This is a genomic window from Paucibacter sp. KBW04 (assembly GCF_003852425.1).
GTDB lineage: Bacteria > Pseudomonadota > Gammaproteobacteria > Burkholderiales > Burkholderiaceae_C > Paucibacter_A.
Genome location: NZ_QAJN01000018.1, coordinates 115,979 through 128,398, shown reverse-complemented (window position 1 = coordinate 128,398; position 12,420 = coordinate 115,979). Strand labels below are relative to the sequence as shown.

At 63.2% G+C, this 12,420-nt stretch carries 13 protein-coding genes; 3 read left to right on the top strand and 10 right to left on the bottom strand.

Translation table 11 applies throughout. The annotated features are described in order from the left end of the window. Nucleotides 1-92 precede the first annotated feature (92 nt). The 3 genes from gap to tkt form a co-directional block, all read right to left on the bottom strand. Nucleotides 93-1,091, bottom strand: a complete 999-nt coding sequence (gap, locus tag DBR47_RS22075) for a type I glyceraldehyde-3-phosphate dehydrogenase (RefSeq protein ID WP_124454177.1) — start codon at nt 1,089-1,091, stop codon at nt 93-95. Between the two features lie 103 nt (nt 1,092-1,194). Beyond that, nucleotides 1,195-2,211 carry a hypothetical protein gene (locus DBR47_RS22070; RefSeq protein ID WP_124454175.1) on the bottom strand — a complete coding sequence of 339 codons (1,017 nt, stop codon included), beginning with the start codon at nt 2,209-2,211 and terminating at the stop codon, nt 1,195-1,197. A 221-nt stretch (nt 2,212-2,432) separates the two neighbouring features. Further along, the gene (gene tkt, locus DBR47_RS22065) at nt 2,433-4,484 is read right to left on the bottom strand and encodes a transketolase (RefSeq protein ID WP_124454173.1); all 2,052 of its coding nucleotides are present in this window, start codon (nt 4,482-4,484) and stop codon (nt 2,433-2,435) included. Nucleotides 4,485-4,642: 158 nt separating this feature from the next. Here tkt and DBR47_RS22060 point away from each other — a divergent pair, with 158 nt between their 5' ends. Continuing rightward, a complete protein-coding gene (locus DBR47_RS22060) occupies nt 4,643-5,257 on the top strand; it encodes a hemerythrin domain-containing protein (protein ID WP_124454171.1) in 615 nt (204 codons plus the stop codon). 1 nt (nt 5,258) lies between these two features. Here DBR47_RS22060 and DBR47_RS22055 read toward each other — a convergent pair whose 3' ends face one another. The 7 genes from DBR47_RS22055 to DBR47_RS22025 all read right to left on the bottom strand — a co-directional run bounded on the left by DBR47_RS22055 (nt 5,259) and on the right by DBR47_RS22025 (nt 9,197). Further along, the gene (locus DBR47_RS22055; RefSeq protein WP_124454169.1) at nt 5,259-5,897 is read right to left on the bottom strand and encodes a PEP-CTERM sorting domain-containing protein; all 639 of its coding nucleotides are present in this window, start codon (nt 5,895-5,897) and stop codon (nt 5,259-5,261) included. Nucleotides 5,898-6,012: 115 nt separating this feature from the next. Further along, nucleotides 6,013-6,453 (bottom strand): hypothetical protein, encoded by a 441-nt coding sequence (locus tag DBR47_RS22050; RefSeq protein ID WP_124454305.1) that lies wholly within the window; start codon nt 6,451-6,453, stop codon nt 6,013-6,015. An 87-nt stretch (nt 6,454-6,540) separates the two neighbouring features. Next, nucleotides 6,541-7,194 carry a class I SAM-dependent methyltransferase gene (locus tag DBR47_RS22045; protein ID WP_124454167.1) on the bottom strand — a complete coding sequence of 218 codons (654 nt, stop codon included), beginning with the start codon at nt 7,192-7,194 and terminating at the stop codon, nt 6,541-6,543. Next, nucleotides 7,195-7,743: a hypothetical protein gene (locus DBR47_RS22040; protein WP_124454165.1), complete on the bottom strand. Its 549-nt coding sequence runs from the start codon at nt 7,741-7,743 to the stop codon at nt 7,195-7,197. 18 nt (nt 7,744-7,761) lie between these two features. Next, nucleotides 7,762-8,346 carry a GNAT family N-acetyltransferase gene (locus DBR47_RS22035; protein WP_124454163.1) on the bottom strand — a complete coding sequence of 195 codons (585 nt, stop codon included), beginning with the start codon at nt 8,344-8,346 and terminating at the stop codon, nt 7,762-7,764. Then, complete coding sequence (locus DBR47_RS22030) at nt 8,346-8,732, bottom strand: VOC family protein (RefSeq protein ID WP_124454161.1); 387 nt, start codon at nt 8,730-8,732, stop codon at nt 8,346-8,348. The genes DBR47_RS22035 and DBR47_RS22030 overlap by 1 nt, the downstream gene beginning before the upstream one ends. 30 nt (nt 8,733-8,762) lie before the next feature. Continuing rightward, a complete protein-coding gene (locus DBR47_RS22025; protein ID WP_124454159.1) occupies nt 8,763-9,197 on the bottom strand; it encodes a BLUF domain-containing protein in 435 nt (144 codons plus the stop codon). A 244-nt stretch (nt 9,198-9,441) separates the two neighbouring features. Here DBR47_RS22025 and DBR47_RS22020 point away from each other — a divergent pair, with 244 nt between their 5' ends. Continuing rightward, a complete protein-coding gene (locus tag DBR47_RS22020) occupies nt 9,442-9,918 on the top strand; it encodes a copper chaperone PCu(A)C (protein ID WP_124454157.1) in 477 nt (158 codons plus the stop codon). 128 nt (nt 9,919-10,046) lie between these two features. Continuing rightward, nucleotides 10,047-12,269, top strand: a complete 2,223-nt coding sequence (locus DBR47_RS22015) for a hypothetical protein (protein ID WP_124454156.1) — start codon at nt 10,047-10,049, stop codon at nt 12,267-12,269. The last annotated feature ends 151 nt before the right edge of the window (nt 12,270-12,420 follow it).

Below are 12,420 nucleotides of genomic sequence, written 5' to 3'. Positions count from 1 at the left end.
ATCCAAGCCCGGGTTTTTCGACGATCAAAACCGCTTGGGCGAATGAAAAAGGCCCCGCTGAGCGGGGCCTTGGTGCGGGTGAATCCGCGGTCTTACTTGGCGATCACGCGGACCATTTCGAGCACCTTGTTCGAGTAGCCCCACTCGTTGTCGTACCAGGCCACCAGCTTGACGAAGGTGCCATCCAGGGCGATGCCGGCGTCTGCGTCGAAGATGGAGGTGCGAGCGTCACCACGGAAGTCGGTCGCAACCACCTTCTCTTCGGTGTAACCCAGCACGCCCTTCAGCGCGCCTTCCGATTGCGCCTTGAACTCGGCGCAGATTTCCTTGTACGTGGCTTCGCTGTTCAGCTCCACGGTCAGGTCCACCACCGACACATCGGAGGTGGGCACGCGGAAGCTCATGCCGGTCAGCTTCTTGTTCAGCTCGGGGATCACCACGCCCACGGCCTTGGCAGCGCCGGTGCTCGAAGGAATGATGTTTTCCAGAATGCCGCGGCCGCCGCGCCAGTCTTTGTTGGAGGGGCCGTCCACGGTCTTTTGCGTCGCGGTAGCAGCGTGCACGGTGGTCATCAGGCCGCGCTTGATGCCCCACTTGTCGTTCAGCACCTTGGCCAGCGGGGCCAGGCAGTTGGTGGTGCACGAAGCGTTGGAGATGATGGTCTGGCCGGCGTAGGTGGCGTGGTTCACGCCGTAGACGAACATGGGGGTGTCGTCCTTGGAGGGAGCCGAGAAGACCACTTTCTTCGCGCCGGCGGTCAGATGCTTTTCACCCGAGGCCTTGTCCAGGAACAGGCCGGTGGCTTCGATCACGATGTCGGCGCCGACTTCATTCCACTTCAGATTGGCGGGATCGCGCTCTTGGGTCAGGCGAATCTTCTTGCCGTTGACGACCAGGGTGTTGCCCTCGACCGAAACTTCACCTTCGAACTTGCCATGCACCGAGTCGTACTTGAGCATATAGGCCAGATAGTCCGGCTCCAGCAAGTCGTTGATGCCGACGACTTCAATCTCCTTGAAGTTCGCGACGGCAGCACGGAACACCATACGGCCGATACGGCCGAAGCCGTTGATACCGATTTTGATCGTCATGGAAGAGTTCTCCTTTGATGGGTAAGCAATGATGGGAATCCTGAACTGACGCAAGTTTAGTTCCAAGCGCGGAGCCGCCCGCGCCAGACCCCTGCAAGGCCCCTCACCCGCCCAATTTCACTTCGCCACAGGGCACGCTGATCAGCATGGATTGACCCAGCAATTGCTCCATGGCTTCGGCCGGCACATTCAGGCTCAGGCCCGTCAGCCAGGCCAGGAATTCGGTGCGGTTGAGGTTGCTCGGGCCCACCTCGCCCACCCGGTTCTTCTCTATGGGCATGCCGGCGCGCCACACAACTTGGAAGGGGCAGGCCATGGTGTTCAGGTCAAAGTTGACCTGCTGTTGATCGATGTCCTTAACCGCACCTAGGAATTTGATCAAGTCCAGATCCTTCAGCGACATCGATTTCCCGGAGCCCGAGCTATTGATGTGGAACTGCTGCTCCATAGAAATCGGCCTGTCACCGTCGACCAGGCAAGGCATGCGGTACTTGGCCACATAGTCCAGCACCGGCTGGCGGAATTCGGTGGGCGCGGAGTCATACACCACCTTGACTTGGGGCGGGCCATCGGGCGTCTCAAAACGCAGATTCAGCAAGAGATTGCCATGGTCCTTTTGTCGCATGCGGGAGGCCAAGCCACTGCCCCAGGTTGGCCGCAGCTTGTCGGGAGGCGTGCGCAGACAACTCCTGATTTTTTCGCCATTGTCTTCCCTCACACCACGCGGATTGGTCCAGGTGATTTCCTTGGGAGACAGCATGGAGAAGCTGAACTCCTGCACCGCGGTCAGCGTCTTGCCTGCCGGCAAGCAAGGCAAACGGTACTGGCGCAGATAGCTGCGCACGGCGTCCAACAAACCCTCGGGGATGGCGCGCGACAACACCTCGACCTCCGGCGCTCGGTCGGCGCGCTCAAAGCTCAGCTTGACGCGCACAAAACCACCCGATTTGGCTTCAAGGTGGCGCTCCGGATAGACCAGGGCGTGTTCTCCTTTGCTGAGACAAGCCATCCATTCATTCACCTGCTCATCCGGCAGCACCGTCTGCGCTTGCGCCGCAGAGGCAGCCAACAATCCCAAGCCCGCAAACCAAGCCGCCAACCGCCAGTTCTTGCCATTCATCCGCTTCTCCTCCACTTGCTCTATGGGCGCCGTGTCCAAAAAGGACCGCACCTTCGTTTAGAAGTCGGCCGCAAGTATCGCGGTCAGCAAGGGGCTGGAAATTGTGGATATGACCCAGGGCCGCCCATGAAAAAAGGGCAAGGCCCACAAGCCTTGCCCTTTTTCGGGTGAGTCAATTCAAACGATCAGCCACAAACGCCTTCCGGCGTTTGTGCGCGAGCTCAGCGCTTGCCGCCCTTCAGACGGGCTTCGCCGATGGCGACCTTGACGGTGTCGACCACGTTCTCAGGCGTAAAGCCGAAGTGCTTGAACAGCACCGGGGCCGGGGCCGATTCGCCGTAGCTGTCGATGCCGACGACGGCCGCGCAGCCGTACTTCCACCAGCCGTCCGTCACGCCCATTTCAATCGCGATGCGGGGCAGGCCAGCGGGCAGCACGCTGCTCTTGTACTTGCCGTCTTGACGGTCGAAGACATTGGTCGAGGGCATGGAAACCACGCGCACCGCGATGCCTTGCGCGGCCAGCAGGCCTTGGGCATGCAGGGCCAGCTGGACTTCGGAGCCGGTGGCGATCAGCACGGCGCGGGCCTTTTTCTTCAGGCCGATATCGGCCGGCTCGCTCAGCACATAGCCGCCCTTGCTGATTTCGTCCAAGGACTTCTTCGGCGCGTAAGGCAGGTTCTGGCGGCTCAGGGCCAGCACGCTGGGGCGGGTGGCGTTGCCGATGGCCATGGTCCAGGCGACCGCGGTCTCGGCCGTGTCGGCCGGACGCCAGACGTCCAGACCCGGGATCAGGCGCAGCGAGGCCACTTGCTCAATCGACTGGTGGGTCGGGCCGTCTTCACCCAGGCCGATGGAGTCGTGGGTGAACACATGGATGACGCGCTGCTTCATCAGCGCGGCCATGCGGATAGCGTTGCGGCTGTAGTCGCTGAAGGTCAGGAAGGTGCCACCGTAGGGGATGTAGCCGCCGTGCAGGGCCACGCCATTCATGATGGCGGCCATGCCGAACTCGCGCACGCCGTAGTTGATGTGGCGGCCACCGTTGGCCGAGCCATCGGCTTCCACGCGGAAGGCCGGGGTGGACTTGGTGTTGGTCAGGTTGGAGCCGGTCAGGTCGGCCGAACCGCCCAGCAGCTCAGGCACGGCGGCGGTGAAGGCTTCCAGTGCGATCTGGCTGGCCTTGCGGCTGGCCACGGTCTCGCCCTTGGTGTGGGCGGCCACAACGGCGTCCACGGCGGTCTGGGCGAAGTTGGCGGGCAGCACACCGGCCATGCGGCGCTGGAACTCGGCGGCCAGCTCGGGGTGAGCGGCGGCGTAGGCGTCGAAACGCTCGTCCCAGGCGGCTTCCAGCTTGGCGCCAGCGGCCTTGGCGTCCCAATCGGCATACACCTCTTGCGGGATCACGAAGGGCTCATGCGCCCAGCCGATGGACTCGCGAGTCAGCTTGATTTCCTCCGCACCCAGAGGCTCGCCGTGGGCCTTGGCCGTGTTGGCGCGGTTGGGCGAGCCCTTGCCGATATGCGTCTTGGCGATCACCAGGGTAGGCTTGTCGGTGCTAAGCTTGGCCTTGGCAATGGCGGCGTCGACAGCGTCGACATCATGGCCGTCCACCGGGCCGACGACGTTCCAGCCATAGGCGTCGAAGCGCTGGGCGGTGTTGTCGGCAAACCAGGGGGCGACCTGGCCGTCGATGGAGATGCCGTTGTCGTCGTAAATCGCGATCAGCTTGTTCAGCTTCCAGGCACCGGCCAGCGAGGCGGCTTCGTGGCTGATGCCTTCCATCAGGCAGCCGTCACCCAGGAAGACATAGGTGTGGTGATCGACGATCTTGTGAGCGTCGATATTGAATTCCTTGGCCAGCATCTTCTCGGCCAGGGCCAGACCCACGGCATTGGTGATGCCTTGGCCCAGGGGGCCGGTGGTGGTCTCAACACCGGGGGTGATGCCCACTTCGGGGTGGCCCGGGGTCTTGCTGTGCAACTGGCGGAAGTTCTTCAGCTCAGCCATGGGCAGGTCGTAGCCGCTCAGATGCAGCAGGGCGTAGATCAGCATGGAACCGTGGCCGTTGGACAGCACGAAGCGATCGCGGTCCGCCCACTGAGGGTTCGTCGGGTTATGGCGCAGATGACGGCTCCACAGCGCCACAGCGATATCGGCCATGCCCATGGGCGCGCCCGGATGGCCGGAATTGGCTTGCTGCACGGCGTCCATGGCCAGTGCGCGGATGGCATTGGCCATCAAAGAGGTGTTGCTTGCAGCGGAAATAGCCATGAGCTTAGAGAAGAAGGAGTTGCGGGGTAATCCCGGATTTTACTTGGCCGCAACGATTGGGCCCAAGCACGCCTAACTCTTGACCTAAAGCAAGCCCTTGCGGGCGAGCTGTGCCAAGCTGCAAACTGCCAAAAAATCGAGACCCAACGGAGACCGCCATGACAGTCACAAGTGCCCCCTCGTCCAAGCCGATTCCGCTGACGCTGAAGGTTATCCGGGACGAGCATGGTGCCCTGGCCGCCATGCTGCGCTCCATCCCCCTCTTGCTGGCCGAGCAGCGCCGCCACAAGACCTTGCCCGACTTTGCCGCCATGCGGGCCATGCTGTTTTATGTGGACGAGTTTCCCGAGCGCCTGCATCACCCCAAGGAAAGCGAGCTGCTCTTCCCCAAGCTGCGCGCGCGGGCGCCCGAGATCCGTGGCGTGCTGGACAAGCTGGACGAAGACCATCGCCGGGGCGAGCACGCGATCCGCGAGCTCGAACACGCCCTGCTGGCCTTCGAGATGATGGGCGAAGCCCGGCGCGATGCCTTCGAGGAAAAAGCCCTGCGCTACGTCAAGTCCTATCTCCAGCATATGGAGATCGAGGAACGCGAGATCCTGCCCCTGTGCCAGCAGATGCTGAGCGAGGCCGACTGGGCCGAGTTGGACGAGGCCTTTGCCGCCAACCAGGACCCGCTGTCCGGCCACGCCCCATCCGAGGACTATGTGGCCCTGTTCCAGAAGGTGCTGGCGGCCCTGCCCGCACCCCTGGGCCTGGGGCCGGCGCTCTAAATTAGACGAAGCCGTCGGAACGGCGGCGCCAGCCGGTCAGCGCAGCCACACCGGCCAGCATCAAGACCAGGGTGCTGGGCTCGGGCACGGCCGAGATATTGTCAAAAGCCACCGTGCCCACGCTGCCGCTCAGGTCGAAGGACTTGGCGATGCCGGCGAAGCTCAGCGTGAACTTGCTCCAGTGCTCATAAGCGGCGCTGCTATTGGCACTCAGATCAAAACTGCCCAGCAGATCGCCCGTGCCGTTCAGACCCGAGTAGACCTTGATCGCGCCCTGCACATCGCTAGCGCTGGCGTAAAACAGGGCCAAGCCCTTGTCCACACCGCCGGCCACATTCATGAAGGCGCTGCTGCCGTAGACATAAGCCACGCCCTGGGGCGAGGGCGCACCGGCGTAGTAAGTGAAATCAGCGTCATTGGACAGACCCGAGACGCCGATGAATTCCACGCCCAGATTGGCGCCGCCGCTGCTGCCGTCGTCGGCCGCGCCACCGTTGTAGAAAGAAGCCACGCCGCCATTGGCGTAATCCCACGGGTGCTCAAAGTTCACCGTCCAGTTGGGCGTGGCGGCAAAGGCCGAGGTGGCCAGCGTGGGGGTGAGGCAAACACAGGCCAGCATGGCCACACGAGACAGCTTCATCGGAATACTCCTGGCAGAGGAAGAGACTTGAGCGGAGGAAGGTTTCCTCCACCCAGGCTCGAGTCCGGCAGAGTCTAGGCAGGGCAAACGACAGGAATGTGACCGTCCGTCGCTCCTAAAAATGCGCCCACAAAAAGGCCGCGGCCGCCGCCGATATACCGCCCAGCTTGTTGGTGGCCTGGCGGTAGAACTTGAAGTTCAGTTCGGTCTCGGGTCGGCCGTCTTGCCAGTCCGTAAACGGCTTGAGCTCCGCGCGGCCCAGTCGGCGGCGCGGCGAGGCCAGGCGCTCAATGCTCAGGCTCAGCCTGGGGGTCTGACGCGCCAGGCCGGGCAAACGCGGCGTGGCTTGGAGCGCCGTCACCTGGCCCAGGGCACACAAACCTTCGCCGCCCTGGGTTTCGCTGGCGAAGACAAACACCCGATCCCCCAGCCTCAGGTGCTTGCCGCCGTACATGGTCTTTTGATCCGCCAAGACGAACCGGGGCGCGCCAGGGTCCGGCAGATCCGCCTTGATCAAAAAAGCGGGCGCTGCGCCAGGGGCAAGCGAGCCGGGCATCGCCTGTTCGCTCAAGATGGGGAAAGTGAGCTCATGGTTTGTTGTCATGGCCTAGCGCCTTGCTTGGCATTCATAGAGATCAGGACTTCACTCGCCGCGCCTGGCCTGCACCAACACATCCTCGGTCTGGAGGCTGGCATTGGCAGGGCTGGGAATCCGCTGGGTCTGCTCGATCAGAAAGCCAGCGCTGCGCATCAAAGCCTCGATCTCCGCGCTGCGGCGATAGAAACTGAACACCCGCTCGCCCGCCGCATTGCTTTGCGCGCCCGTCAGCGCCGGCTCACCCGCGACCGTGGCCAGCAGCAAAGCCGCACCGGGGCGCAGCAGGCGATGCAATTCCGCCAGCACCTGGCGGGCATCGGCATCGTCAAAATAGCTCAGGCCAAAGCAGAAGGCGGCCGAATCGAACAGGCCGCTGAGGGCAGAAAGATCGCGGCAATCGGCTGCCTGAATCTGTACACCTGGCACCAGGCGGGCGGCCTGCCCCAGCATCAAGGGCGAGCGGTCCACGCAGCAGATATCGGCCTGTGGCCGCTGGCGGCGGACAAAGGCCGCGACATTGCCGGGGCCACTAGCCAGATCCAAAAACCTTGCGGGGCCTTGTGGCGTGGCAGCCACCAGCCATGCGTAAAAGCGGTCGTAATCGGTCAGGGCAAAAAAGCGCTCCGCATAGCGTGCGGCGTTTTTGTCAAAGGTGGCGACGGATTCGGCGTTGTAATCGGGCATGGCGCTTTCAATCATTCAGCTGTTTTCTTCATTCGCGCCCTGCGCCGGGGCCGCGGGCTTGGCTTCAAGCGCCACATCCGGCAAACCCATGCGCTGCCGCAGCCGAGTCGTGGGGCTCAGCAACTCTCGCTCCAACCAGTTTCTGAACCTGAGCGAGTCGCCTTCCTGGCTCTTGCTCAGATAGTCTCGCAAGGCATCGGCTCGAATGCGGCGGTCCTGCACCCGCTGCGGAAACTGCAAGGCCAGCACGGCCTCTTGAGGCAACCCTTGCAGCAGCTTGCGAACATCGATCAGGCGCAGCCAGCGATGGTGTTCCACGTCTTCAACGACCTCGATGGGCTGGCCGCGATGCGAGTAATAGCGCCCCTCCACGCTGATGAGCGCCAAGCGCTTGGCGGTCCGCCGAGCGCCACTTAAAACATCAAAAATCGGTCGCGCGAACGCCATCGCAAAGATCGGCGAGGAAATCGCAAGGCCGACCGGCCCAAACGCTCGCCAGAGCAGATAGCTGGCCGCGCAGCACAGCAGCAGCCGAACAAGAATGCGCTGAAGCAAGCTGAGCATGGGCGCCTGTGTTCGGCCTCAGACCAAGCGCTTGCGCAGGATCACGCAGCCATGCTCGCCCTGGCGATGGAACTCAAAACCGGCCGCCATGTAGAGGCTGAGCGGGCCGTAGTGGTTCTCTGCATCGCCCTGCAATTCGAGCTTGGGGCTGGCCTCCGCCCAGCTCAGGCCCTGGGCCTTCAGGCCATCGCAGGCGGCGGCCAGCAAGGCGCTGGCGACGCCGCTACGGCGATGCGCGGGCGCCACCACAAAGCAAGTGATCTGACCGAGCCGATCGGCCTGCGGGTCGGGCTCGTCCGCGAAGGCGTCCATCATCAAACGCGGCGCGGCATTGCACCAGCCCACCACCTGGCCCTCACGATAGGCCAGATAACCCCGCATGCGCCCGCAGCCAATTCGCTCACAGGCGGCGCTACGGTTTTGCTCGGCCGTGCGCGCCATCCACTGGACCTGGCGGTGATCGACATAGAGGAATTGGCAGAAGCAGGACTTCCACCTGGGGTTGTCCGCAAACGCGGGGCCCTCAAAGAAAGCCAGGAAATCGGCCTGGCGCTCCGGCTTCAAGGCCTGGATCTCAATACCCGCCATGGCCTTGCTGTGCATCACTGCCCCAGCGGCGGCTGCCAGAGCTCGACCTTATTGCCCTCCGGGTCCAAGACCCAGCCGAACTTGCCGTACTCCGAATCGTCCATCTTCTCCAGCACCTCGCAGCCCTCGTCCCGCAAAGCCTGCAGCAGGGCCGCCAGATCCTCGACCCGGTAATTGATCATGAAGCTGGACGGGCTGGGCGAGAACAGCCCGCTGTCGCTGGCATTGATGGACCACACCGTCGTACCTGCCGTCGGCTGCCCGGCCGCATCGATCCAGCTGAAGGCCGTGCCGCCCCAGGCCTGCACATCAATACCCAAGTGCTTTTGGTACCAGGCCCGCAAGGCGGCCGGGTCTTTGGCATTGAAGAAGATGCCGCCTATGCCTGTGACTCGCTTCATGCACACCCCCGATGACGCCAACCCTGACCATCAGGGCCCATAGCCACAACTCTTCCAGTAGCTCGTCAAAAGAGCAAGCCCCTCGTTTGGCACTTCAGGCAAGTCCGCCACTTGCTGGATTGAAGCATGCCACTCCGCCCTCGCCAAATTCAGCAGCAAGGATGAGGTCACATTGGAAGCACCCATCAACCAGTTGGGGAACAGTCTTGCTTTGATTTTTGTATTCAAGAGCTCGTAAATCGCGTGATGCGATCGGCTCGCCCGAATGCGGGCATAAACCTGGGTCACGCCCTCAGTCGGCCCCTCAAAATACTGAAAAAAGGTGCCGTCGTGATAGAGCAAAACGCCGGTCACTCCCACTTCGTCATTGAATTGCCGCGCACTCACCAAAAGCGCTTCCAACTCCGGAACCGCCAAGGGCCGGATGGCAGAGCTGACATAAACGATGCAGTTCAAGTCTTCCAATCCAGATCTCCGCTAACAGTGTTGATGCACTGACTCTCAATATATCGCGGGGCACCCCATGAAGAATCATTGCGACTCCCAGGTCTTTAGCAACCCAACAAATCTGGATTTGCCACCCGATTTGAATCGTTGCCCTGATCTGACACACCCCTGTCACCACACTTTCATCCCGCCCCAATAGCCTGCGCGCCAGGCGTGGCCCCGAAGTCCCCATGCCATCTCACGCATGCAGGAGTAGGCAGCAATGGAAATGAAGAAAGCCTTGCAAGAACAACGGCGCCTGCTACTGCAAGGCAGCTTGGGTTTCGGTCTGGGCCTGATGGGGTGGTGGCCTACAACGGCCCGCGCCTGCGAGTTCTACACCACCCATCTGCGCATCACCCACCCCTGGACCCGCGTCTCGGCACCCGGCCAAACCACGGCCATCATCAGCCTGAAGTTTGATGAGGTGACGAAGAGCGATCGCCTGATCGGCGTCAGCACGCCGGTGGCCCAGGGCGCGGTGCTCGGCGGGCCGGGCGCCAGCGAGTCGCAGGCGTTGAACTACCTCGTCCCGGCCGGGCGCGAGACCTTGTTCAGTGAGCAGGGCCTGCACATCCGCCTCACCGGCCTGCGCCATCCGCTGGAGATGGCGCGCAGCTATCCCTTGAGTCTGCTGTTTGAACAAGGTGGCCGGGTCGAGGCCGATCTGAGCGTGGACTACGAGGCCCTGACCGGCTGAGTTCTGGGCCCAGGAGGCTGCGCGGTGTGAAGCGTCACGCCAGGGTCACGGGCGACCCCTAGCATCGCCGGGCGTTGAGCGCCCAAACCCAAGCTCCTCCCACTTTCTCCAAGCCAGGAAGCATCACCATGAACAAGTCCTTCAACAAGCGCCCGATCGCCCTCGCGGCCTTCGCGGCCCTGGGCAGCCTCGCCCTGTCCAGCACCCCGACCCCGGCCATCGCCGCCGGTAAGACGGCCGGCCAGTACGTCAGCGGCGACTTCCACAACCACACCACCTGCTCGGACGGCTCCATCTCCATGCAGAAGCTGGTCAAAAAGGTCACCGACAAAGTGGACACGCCCTGGGGCCTGGACTGGTTTGTGCAAGCCGGTCACGGCGGCAATGGCAACCGCAACTGCACCCTGGTGGAAGACGCCTCGCTGAGCATGCCCGCCTACCCCTTCGTCGCCGGCAAGGGCCCGACCACGACCTGGGCCCAGAGCGTGGGCGCGGCCGCCATCAAGGGGGATGGCGGTGGCGTGGGTGGCAACGGCAATATGTGGCGCTGGCAGTCCATCCAGGAATATCAGTACCCGCTGATGGAGTACCTGTCTGCCGCCAAGAACCTGCCCCTGTTCATAGGCATGGAGTCCGTCGTGGCCGGCCACGAGCATGCCTCCATGTCCATCATCACCGGCCAGCTGCCGGCCGCCATCGACAACGCCAATCTGCCCAGCGCCCCCGGCTACACCGCCCTGGGCAATGCCAACGCCTTGGCCCAATGGTCTTACTGCTTTGACCGTGGCGACACCGACAAGAGCCGTGGCAACACCACCGGCACGAGCATCGGTAACAACTGGAACTGCTCGGTGGCCGGCAGCAATAGCAGCGCCGATCTGAGCTGGAACGTGACGGCGCAAAAACTGATGCCCGCCGGCGGCAGCGGCACCGGCAATCGCGGCCATCTGAAGACGGTGGAAGCCATCAAGTGGATGGCGCAAAACCATGCCATGGGCAGCTACTACGTGCCCGCCCATTTGGAGCGCGCCGGCCCCTTCAACCCGGACGGCAATAACGGCTTCAATATCGAGCACCTGCGCAACTTCAACAACGCTGGCCCGGCCATCGCCTTCGGCTTCGAGACCCAGCCCGGCCACGGCGCTTCGTCCAATCGCGGTGAGTACCAGCCCAAGCGCAACAATATCGGCGGCGTGCTAACCGACTCGGTCGGCGGCACCACCTACGGCGGCACCGGCGTCTACGGCGCCCAGGTCGGCGGCGTGTGGGACGCCCTGCTGGGTGAGGGTCGCAACTTCTGGTACTTCGCCTCGTCCGACTGGCATAACCGCGGCCAGTTCGGCCCCGATGACCGCCGCTCCACGCAGGACTTCTACCCCGGCGAATACGCGCGTGACCATGTGCTGGTGCGCAACGGTGCCGACAAGCTGCGCCCGCAAACCATTGTGGACGGCCTGCGCAGCGGCAATAGCTTTGCCGCCAGCGGCCAGCTGATCGACCGCCTGGCCTTCATCGCCTGCGCCTCCTACCCGGGCCCTGCGGCACGCAGCAACGCCTCGGTCGAAGCCCTGGCCGTGGCTGCAGCCACGAACAATCGCGACATCGACAGCAGCGGCTGCGCCACCATGGGTGAAAAGCTGGTCGTGCGCCCCGGCGCCGACATCATCGTCGCCATCGTGGCCCGCGACCCGGCCGGCACCAACTACTCGCCCTACAGCTTCCCCAACCCCTCCTTGCTGCAGATTGGCATCAACCAGCCTCTGAACCAGCCGGTGCTGGACCATATCGACCTGATCCGCGGCCTGGTCAGCGGCTACAAGACCCCGGGTGCGGCTGACTACGCGGGTGAGTGGCCACGCAACACGGCCTGGCTCAAGGCCGATGGCACGACCGCCGGCCTGTCGGTCGTGCCCGCTGGCGCCAAGAACAGCAGCGCCGCCGTCATCAAGACCTTCAGCGGCGCCGGTGCCACGCCCTCCTGGGCCACGGTGGCCTCGGGCGTGGACAACAGCGCCTTCCTGAAGATGAGCTATCGCATCCCCGCGGTGCAGGCCTCGCAGTATGTGCGCTTGCGCGGCAGCAATCTGCCCGCCGCCGTGCCCTTTGAGACCGACGCCAATGGCTCGCCCCTGGCCGATGTCTTCACCAATGCCAATGACACGACGATGCTGCGCATCCCCTGCACGACGAGCGGCACGACCGAGTACAACGGTTGCCCCTCGCATCTGCCGGTGGTGAACGGCAAAAAGATGGTGGCTTACGACGTGGCCGCCTGGTCTGATCTCTGGTTCTACAGCAACCCCATCTATGTGCAGGTGAACGGCTCGGCCCTGGTGGCCGGCGTCAAATAAGACAGCAAGCTGTGTTTGAGCAAGGCGCCGGATCGCAAAGTCCGGCGCTTTTTTTGCGTCGCAGGCCGACACATTCCTGTCTTGCAAGCTTCATAAGATGGCGCGGCCAAGCGCTGTTGATCGGGCCTCTCGTCTCTTTGCGGCCGCTTGG